Origin of the sequence: Trichocoleus sp. FACHB-6 (genome assembly GCF_014695815.1) — a bacterium.
Classification (GTDB): Bacteria; Cyanobacteriota; Cyanobacteriia; order Cyanobacteriales; family FACHB-T130; genus Funiculus; species Funiculus sociatus.
This window is the reverse complement of the sequence record NZ_JACJOY010000105.1, coordinates 1-19825: the sequence shown is the minus strand read 5'-3', so window position 1 is coordinate 19825 and position 19825 is coordinate 1. Positions and strand designations below refer to the sequence as shown.

The following is a 19825-nucleotide window of genomic DNA, read 5'->3' as shown; positions in this document are numbered from 1 at the left end:
TCTTATTTTACCCAGTCCCCAGTCCCTAGTCCCCAGTCCCCAATTTAGACACCAAAAGACTTACCACAGCCACAGTTTTGAGCAGCGTTGGGATTGGTGAATTGAAAACCGCCGCCAATCATAGCATCGCTGTAATCAAGCACTAAGCCATAGAGATATAGCATACTCTTGGGGTCACAGACAATTTTGAAGCCCTCGTAGTCGTAAATCTCATCATTTTCCTGGATTTTGCTGGCATCTTCAAAATCCATCATGTAAGACATTCCCGAACAGCCTCCTTGGCGGACACCGACGCGCAGGCACAAATCCTTACCTTGTTTCTCCCGCAATTGAAGAACGTGCTTTAGAGCCGCTTCTGTCAACTGTATACCTCGTGTTTGCGACTGAGTTGCTTGTGTCATCGCGCTCATTCGACTCCTATTTGCTGTTTGTTATAGACGATTTGAGTAAACCAGCCCACTGTATTAATTTTATCGAACATTGCTAAGCATACAGGGACTAGCGAAGCAAAGCTTTTTATTAGCTATGGTAACTAGCGCTCATATAGCAGGGCTATAGCCAAGAGAAATTGTATAGCAGCGTACATACAAGCGGGCAAAATAGAAGTTTATTAAGCAGACGGTATATAGACGATTAGTATTTAAAATGAGGATCTACCAACATAAAGCGCAGACCGCTTTTTCCTTCACTCAGTTGGCTTAGTATATGTCTGTTCTCAATCGCTCTACCCTCCGTCGGCTTAAAACACTACACCAAATTCCCAGCGTCTGGGAGGGCGATCGCCGTCGATTATCCGCTGGTATGGCACAAAGCTTAGAGTCGGATACTCAGGAAGATGGTGACTGCATTGTTTGGTTAGATGGTGTCGAAGGCATGGTACGGGCAATGGATATGGTAACGTCCGAAACCGGGCCCGAAGCAATGGTTCGCGCCTTGTTGCGTGCAATGGAGTATCCTCACAGCCCAGCAAAACCAGCCCGACCTCAGAAAATAATAGTCCGCGATCGCGAAGTACAGTTTTATCTGCGGGGTATTCTTCAGGATCTAGAGATTGCCATTGATTATGTACCAGAGTTGCCTCTGGTTGACGAGCTGTTTCGCTCTTTTCAGGAGATGTCCAGCACTCGTCCGCCAAAGCTACCGCCAGAGTATGTGGAGTTACTGGAGGAAAAGGCTCAGGAAATTTGGGAAGATGCACCTTGGGAAATGCTGGCTGACCACCAAATTATCTCAATTGAAATTAACCAGTGGGATATTGGTACTCTTTACGCCTCGGTGATGGGAATGCTGGGCATGGAGTACGGAATTTTGTTGTATCGTTCTCTTGATTCTCTGAAGCGATTTCGGGCTTCGGTCTTAGCAAAGGAGTCTTTTGAGGAACTCGAAGAAGCATTTCTAGGGCAAGATTGCTTATTTATGACCTTCGAGAAGGCGGAAGATTCCTTCGATGAAGATGAAGACGAGGACGAAATAGATTTATCTGACTTGGCCCTATCAGAAATAGGGCCAAGTTTCGGCAACGTGCATCCTTTGGAGGGAATGCGACCGTTTTTGTATGAAGAGGAAGCGATCGCAGTTTATTTTGCACTGGAAGCTTTGCATCGCTTTTTCCGCGCATCCCATCGCCAACTCTCCGACGACAAGTTCCCCAGCCTCACCAAACGCTTCCGCATCCCCACACCCCCAGCCGTAGAACCAAAGCAAACTCTCTCGGTAAAGGTGGAAACTGTGCCAGAAGTGGCGGCGGAACTGTTTAATATGGCGCAGTTGGCAGCGGACGATGAGGACGAGGAGGAATTCGACGACGAATTCGACGATGAATTCGAGGATATGACGGTGCCGTTGCGGGATGATTTGATACCCAAAGGTTCTTTCTTCAGTCTGGGGATGATGACTTGGGAACGGCTGGACTTGCTGCGTCAGACAGCAGAACATTATCAACCTAAGGATATCGCGGCGGCGGGAGAAGGTTTGCCTGTGATTTTGATTCAAACTTCCCGTCCGAAGGCAAAGGAGTTGATTGAAAAGATCCAGGGTGCCGGAGGGCTGAAAGGAGTATGCTTTAATCCGGGAGAAGATCCTGAAGAAGGCGATCTCTACGACTTGGGAATCTTACAAACTGAAAATGGCAATATGTACCTTTTTGGTGAGTTTACAGGAGATGACCCTGTCCATATCGAAGCCCGTCGCAAGTGGGATCAGCGTTGTCAGAAAACTAAAGGCTACTGCGGCGTGATTATTGCCAGAGGACTAAAAGGCGCATCGAAGGGAAATCCTCAGCTTGGTGACATGATGGCATTATTTGAAGCGCGATCGCTCTCCTCTGAAGAATTAGGCTTGGGTATGCTTCAGCTAATCCCTCAGTTCGGCTTTGAGTTGGAATAAAGTAGGGGCAGTGTGTCCTCGCCTCTACTAACTTCGATACTTAACCGTTGATCCATTTATGGATGCTATGCCTTCCCTGAAAACGGATAATCAAACTCTGTATGAGACTGACTACCTGCAATGGATTGAAAAAACTGTCGAAAAATTGCAGAGTCAGGACTATGGAAACGTGGACTGGGAAAACCTCATTGAGGAAATTGAAAACATGGGGAGGAGGGAGCGCAGAAGCCTGAAGAGTAATCTTCTTGTCGTCTTGCTTCACCTACTCAAGTGGCAATTTCAGCCTGAACGTAGAAGCGGTAGCTGGGAAGGTAGTATTGTTGAACACCGCAGGCGGGTTAGGGAAGCTCTTAGCGATTCGCCTAGTCTTCAACCCTATCTCGACATTTTTGCTGATTGTTACGCGCAAGCTGTTAAACAAGCAAAAGCTGAAACTGGCTTGTCATTAGAGACATTTCCAATTCTCAGTCCCTATTCTCTCTCAGAAGTGATTGATGATGATTTTTTACCTCGCTTCACTACAGAATCGGAGCAGTAATTTTAGCTGCTGCCCGTCTGGGAGTAACCATTCTTAGTTAAACTTTGTAAAGAAGTTGAAAAGGACAGATTGAATGCGGGTTGCAATCGTCGGGGCGGGATTGGCTGGAATGGCTGCGGCAGTCGATCTAGTCGATGCTGGTTATGAAGTCGAAATCTTCGAGTCTCGTCCGTTTGTCGGGGGAAAAGCTGGCAGTTGGGTAGATGCTGATGGCAATCATGTTGAGATGGGGTTGCACGTCTTCTTTGGTAACTACTACCAGCTATTTGAATTGTTTAAGAAGGTAGGGGCGTTTGAGAATCTGCACCGGAAAGAACACGTCCACACCTTTATCAACAAAGGCGGCGTTACGGGGGCATTAGATTTTCGCTTCATCACGGGTGCGCCTTTCAATGGCTTGAAGGCATTTTTTACGACATCGCAACTGTCATTGCAGGATAAAGTACAGAATGCGATCGCTCTCGGCACCAGTACAATCGTGCGCGGTTTGGTAGACTTCGAGGGGTCGATGAAAACCATTCGCTCTCTTGATAAAATCAGCTTTGCTGACTGGTTCCGCAGTCACGGCGGCAGCAATGGCAGCATCAAGCGGATGTGGAACCCGATAGCCTACGCACTGGGTTTTATCGATTGCGAGAATATTTCTGCCCGTTGTATGTTGACAATATTCCAGATGTTTGCATCTAGAACCGAGGCATCGGTGTTGCGAATGCTGTGCGGTTCTCCTGATGAATATCTGCACAAGCCGATTATTAAATATTTGGAAGCAAGAGGCGCGAAAATCTACACTCGTCGCCAGTTAAGAGAAATTCTGTTTGCTGGGGAAGGGAACGAAACGCGAGTTACTGGTTTCCGAATTGCCAAAGGCGACGGAGAAGAAACCATCACCGCTGATGCTTATGTCTGCGCCTGCGATGTGCCGGGAATCAAGCGCATCATACCGCAAGATTGGCGGAAATGGTCGGAATTTGACAACATTTATAAACTGGATGCGGTGCCAGTGGCAACAGTTCAGTTGCGGTTTGATGGTTGGGTGACTGAGTTACACAACCAGGCAGAACGGAAACAGAAGGATCATGCGGCGGGGATAGATAATCTGTTATATACGGCAGATGCTGACTTTTCCTGTTTTGCCGATTTAGCTTTAACCAGTCCATCTGATTATTACCGAGAAGGAGAAGGTTCGCTGTTGCAGTTGGTGCTGACTCCGGGAGATCCGTTTATCAAGGAAAGTAATGAAGCGATCGCGCAACACGTCCTCAAACAAGTACACGATCTATTCCCCTCTTCCCGCGAGTTGAACATGACCTGGTACAGTGTGGTTAAGTTGGCTCAGTCTCTCTATCGCGAAGCACCAGGAATGGATGTGTATCGTCCGCAACAAAAAACCCCAATAGCAAATTTCTTCCTTGCGGGTAGTTATACGCAGCAAGATTACATCGATAGTATGGAAGGAGCAACTTTGTCTGGTCGTCGGGCTGCTAAGCAGATTTTGGAGAATATTAAGGTGGGGGTAAGTGAGTTGTCTGCGGTTTAAGAGGAAGAACAAAAGGAATAATAAGTAGAAAAATAAATGTCAGATTGGTTAGAGCATAGTGTGCAGGTAGAAGTTCCAATTCCTATTGATGAGGTGTGGGATCTTTGGTCTGATTTGGAACAAATGCCGCGTTGGATGAAGTGGATTGATTCTGTTAAGGTTTTGGAAGAAGATCCAACTCTATCTCGCTGGAAACTAGCAACTGGTGGTTTAGAATTCAGCTGGTTAGCCCGGATTGTGAAAATGGAACCAAATCAGATTATTCAGTGGGAATCTGTTGATGGTTTGCCTAATCGGGGTGCAATTCGCTTTTACGATCGCAAGGATAGTAGTATCGTTAAACTGACCGTGGCTTACGGTATTCCTGGCTGGCTAGGCAAGCTGGTGGATAATCTATTTCTAGGGCGGGCTGTTGAATCAACTATCCAAGCTGATTTGGATCGTTTTCGAGAATACGCTATTCAATCTCAAGCTAAATCGTCATCAGGAAATTGAGTAAGCTGGCTTCCGGGAACGAAACCCAGCCCCAAGAATTCTTAACCGAGTATTGATAGCTAACGAACTGGTACGAAGCTGATACCTACAAGTATCAAACCACCAACCAAACACACTAGATAAACGCCTAATAAAGACAGCCTGCTTCCCCAGTTAGAATGGGACTCCCGACAGCGTTGGGCAATATCTTTTACCATTTTGTATTTTTGAGCAAAAGGTAGGGAACCGTAACCAGACTTCTTAAGGGTGCGAAAAATAGCCAGTAGTACACTATCAGAATCGTCAGTTGATTGTGGTAGTTCTCGCCGCAATTTCCTCAAGATTTTGGCGCTGCGGAAACTAGCAGGAATTGTGAAGGCAATTAGCAATCCCAGGAAAATAAAAATCGCACTCGCCGAACCCAAACTCACGCCTACAAAAACCAGAAGACCAACTGCGAAAAGTTTGAAGAAAACATCTGTGTAAGGATGGCGGGAAAATATTAGTAAATCCAAGATACGTCCGCCATCCAGCGGCAATATAGGCAGTAGATTGAAGTAATTGATGATCATCAGCAAGCCGATAGCCTCATGCAACCCTAAAGAGCGTTGGAGAGAATCGGGAATTGCCAAAGCGATCGCACTCCCTAAGATTATCCCCGGAACGGGCCCTGCCAACAACACCATCACTTTTTCTTGCACCGTAGCATTATCTTTGCGTCCGGTAGCAGCAGCACCGAATAAGGGTAAGAAGAAAATCGAGGTGTCTTTATAACCAAACGCTTTCATCGCCAAAAAGTGACCCATTTCGTGGAGAAATAGCACAGCGATGAGGATAAGCAGTGTCTGCAAGTCGAAAAACGGTAGAAAGGAAACAGCAAACACTGCCAAACTACCAAGCAACAACCAGGACTTTATCCCCTTTCTGGTGCGTCCCCGTTCTATGCGTTCCATCCGACGAAATCCCTCAACTTCCACCTCTTCAGGAATTTGTACGGTGACAGAGGGATTGGTTTTTGCCTTGGAAGTCCACTTTTTGAGAAGATTAGTATACTTGTTGCTTTCCCGTCCCATTTTGACGGCTGCTTTGAAAGCTGCAAGCCCTTTGAGTTCAAATAGCTGTGTGTTTTTGATTGGTGACAATTCGCCTAATTTTACCAGACTGTCGAGGTAGGTGGCATGATGCGATCGCAATGTCTCTATAAATTTCTCTGGAGACATTTCTTGGGGCGTTTTCGTCAATTCCAGCTTAGTTTTATGAACTTGCCACTGCTGTTGTGTTTCCACAACATAAGGATCTTGAAGAATTGTATTCGGTATCGTTCCCATAACACCGAAAGCCTGCCCGTTCATTGTTTGTAGCAGGACACCATCTTCCAAAAATGTGAAAAAATTAATAGTAAAAAGTTTAACCGATTCGGGTAAACTACGAATATCTACACTGGCAAATGTCTTAAACTCCTCGTTATATAACAGCATTTCCCAAGTCTTCGAGGCATCCAGATACGTCATTTGAGCGACATTCAAATAGCAACAGAACTTAAACTCTAATTGTTCAAGTTCTAGCAAGGGAATCTCAAATAAATCTCTAATATAGACGGGTATCTGGTCTTTATCTGTAAAATTGTAGTTGATGTACTGGAGAGTTAAACCCAAAAGGCGCTGAAAAATAATCAAATAGCGTCCTATTATCAGCAAACAATAGATTGCTAAACCGTAAAGTAAATATTCCATCTTTTTCCCCAACCTCGTGTCCGGTTTGCTACCAGGCGGGATCAACGTAGAGATTGATAGTTAACTGCTCGCTCCCTGCTGGGACTGCCGTAATACAAGCACAGATGGTATCTTTGCCCTCGACCTCCACTTCGCAGGCGTGACACGAACCCATTAGGCAGCCAGTGGGAATGAACACCCCAGCCCGCTCTGCTACCTGTAATAACGGTTCTCCTGCCTTAGCGTCAACCGTAACATCATCAGGTAAAAAATGTACGCGGATACTCATACTCGCTAATTGAAGGATTGCTAATTGTTGAAAAGCCATTAGCTAATAGCTAATAACTAATAAGTTAGGCCTACAAAAATAGGTTTAAATCCAGGTGCGCCATAATCGCATCTGCCAGCAAGTCCAAAACTGCTTCTCGCTGTTCGCGGTAGTTAGCAACTCCTGTGGCAAGAGACGGAAGTCCCCGCTGCTGCCGCAAGTTATTTAACCAGGAGCGTCGCCAAGGGCCGTTATCAAAAATACCGTGCAGATAAGTTCCGATAACTGATTGATTTGCATCGACAATTCCCAAATTAGGATCGTCAAATAACGGTTTGCAGGAGGATTGTTTTTGTGCGTATGCAGAGGCCGGGTTTATTTCTTCCGATTCCAGCAGCCGCGTGCGTCCCTGATGGATTTCGTAACCTGTAACTGGTAAACCAGACTGAGGATAGTTAGAAGTTACCAGTCGCTGGCGGGCGATTTTCTGGGCTGTGAGGACGGTTTTTACAGGTAACAATTCCAGACCTTTAAAGCGTCCCGTTTCTCCTTCAACTCCTTCTGGATCGGCGAGAAATTTGCCTAGCATCTGGAAACCACCACAGATTCCCAGAATAGTGCCACCTGCTGCTGCATAATTTTGAATTGCCTGTGCCATGCCAGTTTTTTGCAGAACCAGCAAGTCAGCGATGGTAGTTTTGGAACCGGGAATAATTACGGCATCCGGATGTCCCAAGGTATCTTTGGGGCTAAGGTATTTTACTGTGACGCTGGGTTCGGCTTCTAGGGGGTCGAAGTCGGTGAAGTTAGAAATTCGGGGAAGGCGGATAACGGCAATAGTGAGATCGCTCTGATTCTTGGTGGTGCGACGGTCGAATAAGCCTAAAGAATCTTCAGCGGGGAAGGCATTGTCTATCCAGGGAATCACACCAACAACGGGAATGCCAGTGCGTTTTTCCAGCCAGGTGATGCCGGAGTCTAGAAGCGATCGCTGTCCGCGAAATTTATTTATGACAACACCTTTAATTAGCGCCCGTTCCTCTGGTTCTAGCAACTCCAGAGTCCCCACCACATGGGCAAAAGCGCCGCCCCGGTCGATATCCACCACCAGCATAGTTGCGGCGTTTAAATGCTTTGCTACCCGCATATTAGCCATGTCGCGGTGCTTGAGGTTAATTTCTGCGGGGCTACCTGCTCCCTCGCACACCACCAAATCGAATTCTTCCGAGAGACGTTGCAGGGATTCTTCAACTGCTTGCCAGCCGATGTCAAAATACTGCTCGTAGTATTCTGCGGCACCAGCTACCCCGACGGCTTTACCCTTGATAATAACCTGCGAAGTCATGTCTCCTTGGGGCTTGAGTAAAATCGGGTTCATCTCTACCCAAGGTGTCACCCCAGATGCCCAAGCTTGCACTGCCTGAGCATAACCAATTTCTCCTCCGGTGGGTGTGACGTAGGAATTGAGCGCCATATTCTGCGCCTTAAAGGGAGCAACCCGCCAACCGCGCCGCGACAGAATGCGGCACAGGGAGGCAGTTATTAGTGATTTTCCTGCGTGGGAAGTTGTCCCCACAACCATAATGGCTTTCATATGAGTTATCAGTTAGGAGTTACGAGTTATCAATTAGGAGTTACGAGTTATCAGTTAGGAGCCAGGAGTCATTAGAAAACTGGCAACTGACAATTCAAAACAGTCGAAACCAACGATTTAACGCATTATAGAAGCGATCGCTTAAAGACGGAGCAGGCACTACGCCGCCCTGTTTCTCCCATTGTTCTACCAGTTGGCGTCCCAACGGTGTGAGGCGGAAGCTATCGGTGATGCCTTGTCCATCCACTTCTCGTCGCAGAATGCCCACCTGGATCAGCCACGATAGATAATTTTCGGCGGCTAACTCGCGCAATGGCTTGCGGGTGTATTGGCGCTGCACACCTGAAGAAACGATTGCTCCCAAAGGAACGCTTGTAGAACGCATCGCTGCAAATAAAGGCAGCAGGAAGGGAGAACAACGCATCGCCCGTTCGGCCCTTTTTATACTTTGAGGGGAATATTGAATTACGGGGGAGCTTTTCGCTGCAACAGAGTTCATAGTCAATACCAGTAAACAGCAGGAAATTTAAAGTAGCGATCGCTGCCAATGCCCTTTTTACATTGACTTATTTTTGCAGTCTGCGGAGAGTGGTTTTTTCTTGTAGCCTGAGACTTACTGCCGTCAACTACCTTAACCTAACCCAAGCGCAATCGTAAAATATTGTAAAATCTTATGGCTTAAACGATCGTAACCCAGAAGGAAACAGAATTTATGGCTTTAGCAGTTGGTACGATGGCACCTGCCTTCACAGCCAAAGACACCAACGGTAACACCGTTTCTCTATCTGATTTTTCGGGGAAAACGGTAATTCTGTATTTTTATCCCAAAGACGATACTCCAGGCTGCACCAAACAAGCTTGTAGTTTTCGGGATGCCTATACAGACTATCAGGGAAAAAACATTGTAGTGCTGGGTGTCAGCAAAGATGATGAGGACTCGCACCAGAAATTCACTGAGAAATTCAATCTGCCTTTTCCCCTACTAGCAGATGTCGATGGCAGCATTATCAAAGCTTATGACGTTGAAGGTAGCAGCGGTTATGCCCAGCGTGTAACCTATGTTATTGATGGTGGCGGCAAGATTATTCATGTCGATTCCAGCGTTAATACTGCTTCTCACGCGAGTGATATTTTAGCGGCACTTGCTTCTTAAGCTGAGTGCAAGGTAAGCTAACCAAATAAAAAGAGGGGTATTATAAATACCCCTCTTTTTCCTAATTTGCAGTTTTAGGTTGGTTTCATACAACCCTTAGAAAATATCGAAAATTGCGACATTTTGTAGGAGCATGGCATTGCCATACCCCTACCACAAAGCAAAATCAACGTTGCAGAATTTTCCTTTAATAAATCAAACCACCCAGCTCTTTTTATTCCGGTTGTAAGTGGTTTTGAGGAACGACACCCAACACCAAAAATCATTTGTTAGGTTTCGTTCCTAGGTAGTTTCCTAAAAGATTAATTCTGTGTCGGTGTATTTGTAACTGGGTTTGTCTGATTGTTCGGGGAAGCTTGATTTTGATTGCGAAGCCGCTCTAATTGTAAACGCCTAAACTCATCGGCGGCAGTATTTATGTTTTGACGCTGTTCGATAGAATACTCATTCAAATCGCGAGTATTTCCCAGCGTGGCTCGATGAATTAAGTCTAAAACACCGAAAGAACTTCCATTGTCACTTCGAGAAAACGGATCTGTATTTTGCTCGTTTTGGAAGGTATCTGAAGGTTTTACTTCTCCTGGTGGAGTTAGGGTTGATTGAGCTAATGTTGCTTGAGGCAGCAGGCAAGAGAGGACTCCCATGCCAGCAAGGACACCGAAAACCAGCTGGGTTTTTATCTTCATGGCAATTTGGGGTATAACACGCTACTCATGATTGTACGTTAAGCAAAGCGGCGACGCAGCAGGGGTTGAATTGCTAGTAATACTAAAGCATCGAAACCGATAAGCACTAGCAGAGCTGCTCCAAAAGTTACAGCCCCCCACGGAGCCTGCATTACCACACTACCGAGTCCCCAGTCGCTATTAAGATATAGGTAGCGAATTGACTCAATGGCGTAACTTAGAGGGTTGAGGGTAGCAACTATCTGCAACCATTTGGGCATGAAGGACAAGGGAGCGAGGGCAGTGCTGGCGAACAGTAGCGGCAAGTTAGTAACAAAAATTACCGCAATTAGCTCGACGTGACCAGGTAAAGCAAAAGTCAAACCAAGGCTTAAAGCAGTTACGCCGACAACGAGGAGGAAGACAATTAGAGCGATCGCGCTCAACCCCAGTATATTTGGCAATCCCGCACCCAGCAAAGCACTAGCTGTAACAATTACAGCCGTTTGGATAAAGCTCAAAGCGATGATGTAAATAGCACTCGCCGCAACAATCGAGAATCGGGAAGCTAGAGGAGCCACCAACAAACGGTTAAGAAACCCGAATTCCCGGTCAAACATTACTGGCAACCCAGCATTCAACGCTCCCGCAAAGGCTGTAAAAACAATTACTCCAGCACCGAGAAATTGTCCGTAGCTGAGACTATTACCAAACAAGCCTTGAGGCGCATTTTGAAACAGCGCTCCGAACAAAACCAACCACATCAGCGGTTGAATTATCCCAGCAATTAGAGTAGAGGGACGGCGTTGCAACTGTATAAACAAACGCTTTGTTAAAGCCAGAGTTTCTTGAATAAAATCGCCAAGCAAACCGGATGCAACTGGTTGACTAGCAGCTTGTGGCTGCAAACGAATGTCAGGTTTTGGAGGTGTTAACGTACTACTCATCTGAATCTCCCTATGATAATTGTCGGGAGGCTGAGCCTCCCAAACCTCTGTCCTGGGCTGCGGCCGGGGAACGAGATATCAAAGCTATGCCTTGATATAAAATCTAAACCTATCGCATATTTTGTTTCTTCTCGGCCTTGGGATCGCGGCTAGCAGATGCTGCAAGTTCAGCATCCATCAAAGTTTTACCCGTAGCAGCCAAGTAAACATCATCTAAACTAGGTCTAGCTTGGGCAATGCCAAAAGTCGGTAAGCCTGCTGATTGTAATGATTGCTGAATCGTTATCAAAGCGTCACTTTGCGGCTTCACCACTAAATTTAGAGAGTTACCTTGAGCGCCATTGATAATCACTTCTTGGACAAAAGGTAAAGATACTAGCATATCTTTGGCTTTTTGGGCTTCCTCGATCGGGGAAAACTCGCGGATGCGGAGAGTAATGCGATCGCCTCCTACTTTATCCTTTAACTCAGACGGCGTTCCAGAGGCAATTACCACACCTTTGTCAATAATCGCCACCCGATCCGCCAGCGCGTCAATTTCCTCTAAATAATGGCTGGTAATTAACACAGATGTACCACTCGCCCGCAGCTGGCGTAAAAAGTCCCAAACCACCACACGGGTTTCAATATCCAATCCCACCGTCGGTTCATCTAAAACCAAGACATCCGGCTGATGCAACAACCCAGCTGCCAAATCCAGACGCTTGCGTAAACCTCCAGAATAAGTGCCAGTCTTTTTATCGGCGTATTCATGCAATCCCAGTAAACCCAGCACCGCTTCAATTCTCTGTTTCGCCACTGCACCGGGGAGGTGGTAAAGTGCAGCGGACAGTTGTAGCATTTCCCGCCCAGTTAGCACCTTATCCAGCGCAACTTCCTGAGCCACATAACCTAGTCTAGCCCTTGCCGCTCTAGGATTATCGATAACTGAGATGCCAGATACCTCAACTTTGCCAGCATCAGGCTTGGTCAAGGTACACAAGACACGCAGAGTCGTAGTTTTCCCAGCACCATTTGGCCCTAGAAGACCAAAAATTTCACCAGGTTCGACCTGAAAAGAAACGTTTTTAACGGCTTCTACTGAACCGTAGCGTTTGGCGAGCTTTTCGATTAAAACAGCGGGAGCCATAGATGTCCCAATTTTACAAATCTAAACAATCTTTATTTCTATTCTAACGGGCGAAGGATGCAGGGATTAAGCCAATAGTTCGTTGAAGCGGTTCGTATTAGGCCGGATGAAAATAATCGTATATCTCCTGAGCTAAACGCGGGCCAATACCGGAAACCTCAGCCAGCTGCTTTGGTGACGCTTCCCGAATATAGTCAACCGAGCGAAAATGCGCCAAAAGTTCCTTTTGTCGCTGAAAACCCAAACCCGGAATTTCATCCAAACGCGATCGCCTTAACTTATCACTCCGTTGCTGACGGTGGAAACTCACAGCAAAACGGTGCGCTTCATCCCGCAATCGCCGCAAAAGTTGCACGCCCGGTTGTTCCGCATCTGTCTGAAGTGGTAAAGATTCACCAGGTAAGAAAATCTCTTCTCGCTGTTTAGCAAGACTCACGACTCGCAAATCTTCCATCAAATTCATCTCTTGCAAAACAGCGACAACAGATGAAAGCTGACCTTTCCCACCGTCAATCATCACCACATCAGGCCAATCGGAATTTCCCACTCGTTGTAATTGCGGATCTTCAGCATACTTGCGAAAACGCCGCCCAATGACTTCCGCAAGACTAGCAAAGTCGTCAGAGTGACCAGATGTAACAGTGGGATTCTTAATTTTATAGTGGCGATAGTGCTGCTTTGCGGGCAAGCCGTCAATAAACACTACTTGGGAGGCTACAGCATTCGACCCTTGGATGTGGGAAATATCGTAACCTTCGATGCGGTGAGGTAAATCTGGCAAATCCAGAATCGCCGCTAAATCCTGCATCGCTTGTTCGTTGCGATCGCCTACTCGTTGCATCCGCGCCAGTTCGTGTTGGGCATTGCGCTCCACCATCTCAACCAATTCTGCCTTAGTTTGGCGCTGTGGCGCGAGAATACTAACTTTTCGCCCTTTGCGTTCTGTTAAGAATTCCCCTAGCATCTCGCCTTCTGGCAATTCATGCTGCACTAGAATTTCTGTGGGGATTTCCACAGACTCAGCGTTTTGGTAATGATCGTCTAAAACGCGCTGCAATATTGCTCCCGGAGTTCCTGAGTCCGCTTCAGCAACAAAGCCTAAACGTCCCACCAGTTTTCCCGCCCGAATCTGGAACAATTGAATACAGGCGTGTTTCTCGTCGGCGGCCAGAGCGATCGCATCCCGCGAAACGGTATCATCTGGCAAAGACACTTTTTGGTCAGCTGTCAGCGACTTTAACCCCGCAATCTGATCCCGTTTCCTCGCCGCTGCCTCAAAGTTTAATTCCGCCGCCGCTTGTTCCATTTGCGCTGTCAAGATGTCAATTAATTCGCCAGTGCGTCCCTGGAACACCATTGCTACTTTTTGCACTGTTTTATGGTATTCCTCTGGGGAAATAAGTTGCTGACAGACACCAGGACAGCGCCCGATGTCGTAATTTAGACAAGGACGATCTGTAAATAGCGGTTGCGGTCGTTGTCGCAGCATAAATATTCGCTTGGCTACTCGCAGGCTATTTCGCAACAGTCCTGCATCAGTATAAGGCCCATAATACTTGTCTCCTTTTTTACCTACGCGCCGATTTCTGGTGATGAAAATACGGGGATATTGTTCTGACCAGGTGATCAGTACGTAGGGATATTTTTTATCATCCTTTAGGAGTACATTGAAGTAAGGTTGGTGCTGTTTGACAAGATTTGCCTCTAGCGCCAAGGCTTCGGCTTCGGTGTCGGTGACGATGAATTCAATCTCGGCAACCTGGCGTACCATCATCGCAATGCGATCGCTTAATTTCTGAGAGTCTCGGAAATAGGAACGAACGCGCGATCGCAACTTCTTCGATTTGCCGATGTAGAGAATGCGATCGCACCCGTCCCGCATGATATAGACTCCCGGTTCTGGGGGAATCTCCTTCAGCCGATTCTCCAACCGTTCTGGATCTTTGACTAGCGGCAATGTTTTCCCCGCTGGGGTAATTTCAGCAGACGAGACATAACCGCTTTGAGTTGTAGCGGGGGATAACTCGTTCCCATCCCTCAGCATTTGCGGATCTGTCATAAACAAAGCACTCCTTGAAAGCAGCAGTCTTGAACTGGAATAGGCCTTTGAGAAAAGGGTAGCGCGATCGCTAAATCAGTAAAATCTCGCAAGATGTATTTTTGGACGATTTCCCAATTCAGTAGTATTTCAGGCTAGGCATTTAAAAAAAAATTAAAATCTCAGTAATATTTCGCACCTAGCACTATTTTTGTATTCTCTATAACCTAATTTTATATCAATTTTAAAGATTCGATAAAGGAATTAGTCTCTTGGATGAATTTATAGTAGTCAATTTGATTTTTATCTGGAATAAGTTAAATTAATTTTGAATTTTGATATGCTGATATAACCAAGTAATCGCTTTATTTACTACCTTACACACCCGGTTAAAGTCATGAAATTAGAAGAGTTTGAGGCTAACTACCGAAACGCTATGGATGAAACACTCAATCAACTTCAAACAGTTGTTTTCTTATTATCACGAGTCGAAACTCAGGTTGGGGAAATCAGTCATTCTATACAAACTCTTAGCAAAACAGTGGAGGAATATATTAACAAGAACAAAATCGAATAAATTGAACAAACTAACAAGAAGCCTCTTAACTCCCCATCTGGAGTTCTTCTTGTATGGCTTGCTTCAAATCAACGATATTTACAGGTTTAACGATAAAGCGACGGGCGCCCAATCTAAGAGCTTTTTCTTTGTCTACTTGAAAAGCAAAGGCTGAAACAACAATTACAGGAATGTGCAGCCAGTCTGTCCCTTCTTGGATTTGTTGGAGTATGGTATAACCATCGATATCCGGTAACTTCAAGTCTAGCAAAATCAAGTCAGGTTGGAAGTCAACCAGTGCCTGAAAAAAGCCCGATCCCTCTGCCAATGCGAAAACTTCGTATCCCAGATATCCTAGGTAGTCATTCAGCAACTCTCGATTCATGGGACTATCCTCAACGATCAAAATTCGCTTGGCAGCAGTGGAGGCGCTGGAGTTTAATTTTTGGTTGGTCGTTGAACTTTGTGTTTCGCTGCTCATGATTCGTTAGCTGTGAAGGATTGCTGAAAATTATATGAGCATTAACAGAATAATTGTGATTTATTTTACCTGAGCCTTCCTTAAAAATCTATGAAAATAAAAAGTTATATTATAATTGAGTTTAAAATGTAGTAAAAAATCAACCTGCCTCAGAAACTTATCTTTTCCCATAGCCCGCATCCCTAGGATAGGTATTGCCCAGACTTTGCTTTAGTGGCAGGCAATGGGGAAGATACGGTATGCACTATTTAATTATGTCCGCCTACTTATTGGCTAAGTAAACTATCCAAAACAGAAAAACTCTAACCTACTCCCAGCAAGGTTGAAATCAATTTGGATAAAATAGACAAGTAACTACATTCTTCAAAGCATTTTTCAACCACATTTTCTAAAGGAGTTTAACTTTGGCTTTGGTGCAATCGTCTTCTAATGCCAATGAATCTAAAGCACTTACCACTTTAGACCAGCTAGATAGCCCTCAAGAGTGGAATCTTTGTGACCTCTACAAAGGCTTTGACGATCCCCATCTGGCGCAGGATTTGCAGGTACTCCAGCACGATGCAAGCCAGTTTAGGCAAAATTACCGGGGAAAAGTCAGTTTCCTGACACCGGAAGAACTGGGGCAATGTCTGCAACAGCTAGAAGCATTGGCAGAAAAATCTGGCTATCTTTATGCCTTCCCTTCTCTGGTTTTCTCAGCGGATACGCGCAACAATGAAGCAAAGCAATTTCTAGATAAGGTAAGAGAAGCCTTAACTGGAATTGAAAACCAACTGCTGTTTTTTGACCTAGAATTGCAGGATTTAGACGCTGCTAAATTTAGCGAATTGCAGACATCAGCAGCCTTATCTACCTACAGCCACTACTTAGATCGGATCGCCCAATATCGCCCTCACAAACTTTCTGAAGAAGTCGAGCAAACCCGTAATCAAGATAGTTTAACAGGTCGGCAAGCGTTTATTCAATTGCGTTCTATTCATCTCGGCGAACAGGAGTATGAACCTGTTACCACGCCAGAGGGAAAAACATCTGACACCGAGGCGGAACTGGGTGCATTACTGTTTCATCCCTCAGCTGAGGTGCGCTACAACGCTTATCGGTCGGTGCGGAAAGTGATGCAGCAGCACAACTTGCTGTATGGCTATATTTTAAACACTGTGACGCAAGATCATCGGCTGGAAAGTCAGATGCGATCGCACGCCTCGACGTTGTATAAACAACTGTTGGCGGATGAAGTCTCGGAGGCTGTGTTTCGGGCGATTATGGAAGGAACGCGATCGCGTTTTGATCTGTTCCAACGATACTATCAGCTAAAAGCAAAATCGCTGAATCAAGAAATTCGCATTTGCGACATCTATGCACCTTGGACAGATGGCGACGACCAGGCTGCGCCAATTGAGTACAAAAATGGTGTAGAAACTCTGCTATCTGCTTTAGAACAGTTTGACATCAACTATGCTCGACGGGCAGAAGAATTTTTCGTGAAAAACTGGGTAGATGCCAAAGTGCGTCCCGGTAAGCGCGGCGGTGCCTTCTGCTCGTACACTCATGGTAAACACAGTTACTTGTTGCTTTCTTACACAGAAGATTACAACTCTCTGTTTACGTTAGCGCACGAGATGGGGCATGGCTTGCACTTTGCCTGGATAGGCGATCGCCAAACTTATTTTAACAGTAATCCGCCAATGGTGCTGGCAGAAATTGCCTCAACCTTTAATGAATTGCTGTTGTTGGATTACTTGCTGAAAACCGCTGGCGACGACGAAAAACTTAAGCGATCGCTAATAACTCGGCAATTGGAAGATCAGCTAAATTTACTATTCCGCCAAAGCACAATTAGCCGCTTAGAATTGGCAATTCACGAACGCGCCGTCCAAGGTAGTTTTGACCACACTTTTGTTAACGAAAAGTGGACGGAACTTTACCGCGAACTCTGTGGCGATACGGTGGAAATTTTACCCGAACACCAGTATGATTGGGCGCGGATTGGCCACATTTACTTTAAACCGTTCTACTGCTATCAATACACAGCTTCCAACATTGTCAGCCTCGCTTGTTACCAAAAATATCTTCAGGTAGGCAAAGATTTTATTCCTGGCTACCTGGATCTATTAGCAGCAGGGGGAAGCATGAATCAGGTGGAAGCGTTACGCAAGTATGTGGGAATAGACATCGAAGATCCAGCTACAATTAGCGGTGCTTTGACTTATGTTGAGGGTCTTTTAGATCAACTGCAAGCAACGCTTTAATCGCCCAAATTTCTCGTATTTCTCGCTACCAGGCTCAGCCTGGTAGCGCAGTTTAGGAGGCTGGAGCCTCCTTTCAAGAGCTGAAGAAAGTCTTTCCAAACGTACTGAGGAATTTGATAACGAATTTTATGACAATTTGCGATCGCGCTTCTGAACGACAATGCCTTGATGCTGGTGGTAGCATCCCACAAGGAACTGAGTGTTTACGGGAGTGAGTATCGGTTTGTCTGTGAGTTTTTTAACCTGGGTCACGTTCTCAAGCTGGGCGAACTGCTTACTGCCTAGAGGCTTCCAATGCTCATTTAGTTAATGAAGTTAATGAGAATGTTCTAAATGTGCAGTCTAATGGTTATGCCGCTGCCAGGAATTCAATGATTTGGTTGCACTTGAGGTACTGAAGAGGGAAAATTTTTCGGAATATCAGGTAATACATCAGCAGGTGGTATTGAACTTTCATTTGGGCTTGCAACATCAACAGTTGTCTTTTCACACGATGGTTTTCCAGAATCAAGAATTTCCTGTTTTAAATAAAATTCAATTTTATCTTTATTTACTATCCAGTCGCTATTAGTATATACAATATTCCAAATCCCAAAAATCATAATACACAGCATCGAAACAGAAAAATAGCGTAGTGCAGCTCGATATAGATCAAGCATAAAATTCGTTACACGCTCATTGTAATCTTGTGAGCTAAGTAGATCCTTGCATAACATTCTTTTAGCTACCTCTGAATTTGAAAAAATATAGCTATTGTCAGTAGTCTGGCTTCGATCAACTCCAAAGTATACCGTCAACAGAAAAATAGTAAGGAACAACAAAGTAAGTGGTAAGACAGACCAAATACCTATGGCTTTTGCAGATGCAATGCTTGTTGTACTAGAGATCAAACCAAGCAGCAGAGAAGTCAAGGTTAGTAAAGTGCGTGCTTTTGTATCTACTCTATCTCGGCGCTCTTTCACCTCTTTGTTTTTGTCCTTAAGAAAATCAATCTTGTCATCAGAAATATCGATTTCTTCAGGAGGAAGAGCAAGCTCACTCTTAGATTGATATTGTCTTTGCTGAACCTCAGCAAGAGTGCATTCGATCACAGAAAGCCGCATGAGTAACCATGTGATGTAAACCGATAAACTCATATCTGAGGTTATGAAAAATTGAGCTGCATTGACTTGAGCAATAAACTTGCTATGTCCGTTACTCCTTCTAAATCTAACCAAGCCCACTGACCATTCGGATTAACCTCAAAGAAAACCCACTTGTAATCTTTAGTAAATGCCATGTCAATCGCCGCAAATCTTAACTCGTAAGAACGACAAAGCTCTAATATTTTATTTCTTAAAAGAGAGGGTAAGGTGACTATTTCATATCGAGCATTTTGCATATTATTCTTTCGTATATCTATAGTTTGTAATTTATATTCTTTGGAGGCATAAATTGCAACAGCAATGACTTCATCATCTATTACGCTGATTCTAATATCGTATATTTTTTCAACTTTCTCCTGAAATAGAGTCGGACATAAAGACAAAAGCTCTCGGTTTTTATTAAGCTGGTTTAGACTAACCTCATTAGTAAAAATCAATGTATCTTCTTGGGAATTTTCTCTTTCGATATACCCATGAGAAATCGGTTTAACAATAAGACTTTCTTTACATTCTTTCCAAAAGTCTATAGTTTCTTCAAAAGATTGAGTGACTAAAGTTTTGGGAATTGTAATTCCTAGCCTTTTGGCGCGACTTAATTGTTCTATCTTGGATGCGGCTGAAGCGTTATTCCTTGGGTGATTAATCCATAATTTAGTAGGGATATGAGCTAAAAAACCCTCAATGGCTGCACTCCACTCACTAAGTGTATGTGCTTGCTCACCTTTGTCAAAAGTCTTTTTTACTGGCGGTTTCAGAGGTTGTGGTCTTCTATACCAGATAGAATTAATATTTTCTGGCACTAACGTTCGATGGTCTACAACAAGTGAGAGGTTATCAAACTTCAGGAGTTACGCAGTTGAACTGAAGATGCGGTAGAAGGAAGGAATGAATTGTTAGCTTCCATCGTTTCCAGTGCCTCTATGTGAACGTTGAACTGAAGATGCGGTAGAAGGA

At 45.0% G+C, this 19825-nt stretch carries 20 protein-coding genes; 7 read left to right on the top strand and 13 right to left on the bottom strand.

What is annotated here, in order from left to right; genetic code table 11:
• Window positions 1-44: 44 nt before the first annotated feature.
• Complete coding sequence (locus H6F66_RS21110; RefSeq protein WP_190424984.1) at window positions 45-401, bottom strand: iron-sulfur cluster assembly accessory protein; 357 nt, start codon at window positions 399-401, stop codon at window positions 45-47.
• Window positions 402-705: 304 nt separating this feature from the next.
• On the opposite strand from H6F66_RS21110, the gene H6F66_RS21105 reads away from it, so the two are divergent.
• The 4 genes from H6F66_RS21105 (at window position 706) to H6F66_RS21090 (ending at window position 4955) form a co-directional block, all read left to right on the top strand.
• Entirely contained in the window at window positions 706-2385 is a 1680-nt protein-coding gene (locus H6F66_RS21105; RefSeq protein WP_190424981.1) for a hypothetical protein, read from the top strand.
• A 67-nt stretch (window positions 2386-2452) separates the two neighbouring features.
• Complete coding sequence (locus tag H6F66_RS21100) at window positions 2453-2923, top strand: DUF29 family protein (protein ID WP_190424978.1); 471 nt, start codon at window positions 2453-2455, stop codon at window positions 2921-2923.
• Window positions 2924-2996: 73 nt separating this feature from the next.
• Entirely contained in the window at window positions 2997-4460 is a 1464-nt protein-coding gene (gene zds, locus H6F66_RS21095) for a 9,9'-di-cis-zeta-carotene desaturase (RefSeq protein WP_190424975.1), read from the top strand.
• A gap of 36 nt (window positions 4461-4496) precedes the next feature.
• Entirely contained in the window at window positions 4497-4955 is a 459-nt protein-coding gene (locus H6F66_RS21090) for an SRPBCC family protein (protein ID WP_190424972.1), read from the top strand.
• A 59-nt stretch (window positions 4956-5014) separates the two neighbouring features.
• On the opposite strand, the gene H6F66_RS21085 is transcribed toward H6F66_RS21090, so the two are convergent.
• The 4 genes from H6F66_RS21085 to H6F66_RS21070 all read right to left on the bottom strand — a co-directional run bounded on the left by H6F66_RS21085 (window position 5015) and on the right by H6F66_RS21070 (window position 9007).
• Window positions 5015-6667, bottom strand: a complete 1653-nt coding sequence (locus H6F66_RS21085; protein ID WP_190424970.1) for a site-2 protease family protein — start codon at window positions 6665-6667, stop codon at window positions 5015-5017.
• 28 nt (window positions 6668-6695) lie between these two features.
• Window positions 6696-6935 (bottom strand): 2Fe-2S iron-sulfur cluster-binding protein, encoded by a 240-nt coding sequence (locus H6F66_RS21080; RefSeq protein ID WP_190425062.1) that lies wholly within the window; start codon window positions 6933-6935, stop codon window positions 6696-6698.
• A 70-nt stretch (window positions 6936-7005) separates the two neighbouring features.
• Window positions 7006-8508, bottom strand: a complete 1503-nt coding sequence (cobQ, locus tag H6F66_RS21075; protein WP_190424967.1) for a cobyric acid synthase CobQ — start codon at window positions 8506-8508, stop codon at window positions 7006-7008.
• A 94-nt stretch (window positions 8509-8602) separates the two neighbouring features.
• The gene (locus tag H6F66_RS21070; protein ID WP_190424963.1) at window positions 8603-9007 is read right to left on the bottom strand and encodes an Npun_F0494 family protein; all 405 of its coding nucleotides are present in this window, start codon (window positions 9005-9007) and stop codon (window positions 8603-8605) included.
• A gap of 213 nt (window positions 9008-9220) precedes the next feature.
• Between H6F66_RS21070 and H6F66_RS21065 the strand changes: the two genes are divergently transcribed.
• Window positions 9221-9661, top strand: coding sequence for a peroxiredoxin (locus H6F66_RS21065; RefSeq protein ID WP_190424960.1), 441 nt, complete (start codon window positions 9221-9223; stop codon window positions 9659-9661).
• 302 nt (window positions 9662-9963) lie between these two features.
• On the opposite strand, the gene H6F66_RS21060 is transcribed toward H6F66_RS21065, so the two are convergent.
• The 4 genes from H6F66_RS21060 to uvrC all read right to left on the bottom strand — a co-directional run bounded on the left by H6F66_RS21060 (window position 9964) and on the right by uvrC (window position 14380).
• On the bottom strand, window positions 9964-10347 hold the full coding sequence (locus tag H6F66_RS21060; protein ID WP_190424958.1) for a hypothetical protein: 384 nt from the start codon (window positions 10345-10347) through the stop codon (window positions 9964-9966).
• Window positions 10348-10385: 38 nt separating this feature from the next.
• Entirely contained in the window at window positions 10386-11273 is an 888-nt protein-coding gene (locus H6F66_RS21055; protein WP_190424955.1) for an ABC transporter permease, read from the bottom strand.
• Window positions 11274-11382: 109 nt separating this feature from the next.
• Entirely contained in the window at window positions 11383-12402 is a 1020-nt protein-coding gene (locus tag H6F66_RS21050) for an ABC transporter ATP-binding protein (RefSeq protein WP_190424953.1), read from the bottom strand.
• Window positions 12403-12499: 97 nt separating this feature from the next.
• Window positions 12500-14380 carry an excinuclease ABC subunit UvrC gene (uvrC, locus tag H6F66_RS21045; RefSeq protein WP_190425058.1) on the bottom strand — a complete coding sequence of 627 codons (1881 nt, stop codon included), beginning with the start codon at window positions 14378-14380 and terminating at the stop codon, window positions 12500-12502.
• A gap of 457 nt (window positions 14381-14837) precedes the next feature.
• On the opposite strand from uvrC, the gene H6F66_RS21040 reads away from it, so the two are divergent.
• Complete coding sequence (locus tag H6F66_RS21040) at window positions 14838-15017, top strand: hypothetical protein (protein ID WP_190424951.1); 180 nt, start codon at window positions 14838-14840, stop codon at window positions 15015-15017.
• A 25-nt stretch (window positions 15018-15042) separates the two neighbouring features.
• Here the strand turns inward: H6F66_RS21040 and H6F66_RS21035 are convergent, their stop codons facing one another.
• Window positions 15043-15477 carry a response regulator gene (locus H6F66_RS21035; protein WP_190424949.1) on the bottom strand — a complete coding sequence of 145 codons (435 nt, stop codon included), beginning with the start codon at window positions 15475-15477 and terminating at the stop codon, window positions 15043-15045.
• A gap of 413 nt (window positions 15478-15890) precedes the next feature.
• Between H6F66_RS21035 and H6F66_RS21030 the strand changes: the two genes are divergently transcribed.
• Window positions 15891-17726 carry a M3 family metallopeptidase gene (locus H6F66_RS21030; RefSeq protein ID WP_190425055.1) on the top strand — a complete coding sequence of 612 codons (1836 nt, stop codon included), beginning with the start codon at window positions 15891-15893 and terminating at the stop codon, window positions 17724-17726.
• Window positions 17727-17852: 126 nt separating this feature from the next.
• On the opposite strand, the gene H6F66_RS29070 is transcribed toward H6F66_RS21030, so the two are convergent.
• The 3 genes from H6F66_RS29070 to H6F66_RS21020 all read right to left on the bottom strand — a co-directional run bounded on the left by H6F66_RS29070 (window position 17853) and on the right by H6F66_RS21020 (window position 19671).
• Window positions 17853-17978 (bottom strand): hypothetical protein, encoded by a 126-nt coding sequence (locus H6F66_RS29070; RefSeq protein ID WP_277873828.1) that lies wholly within the window; start codon window positions 17976-17978, stop codon window positions 17853-17855.
• Window positions 17979-18094: 116 nt separating this feature from the next.
• Window positions 18095-18862 carry a hypothetical protein gene (locus H6F66_RS21025; RefSeq protein ID WP_190424947.1) on the bottom strand — a complete coding sequence of 256 codons (768 nt, stop codon included), beginning with the start codon at window positions 18860-18862 and terminating at the stop codon, window positions 18095-18097.
• 8 nt (window positions 18863-18870) lie between these two features.
• Window positions 18871-19671, bottom strand: a complete 801-nt coding sequence (locus H6F66_RS21020) for a hypothetical protein (RefSeq protein ID WP_190424945.1) — start codon at window positions 19669-19671, stop codon at window positions 18871-18873.
• Between the last annotated feature and the right edge of the window lie 154 nt (window positions 19672-19825).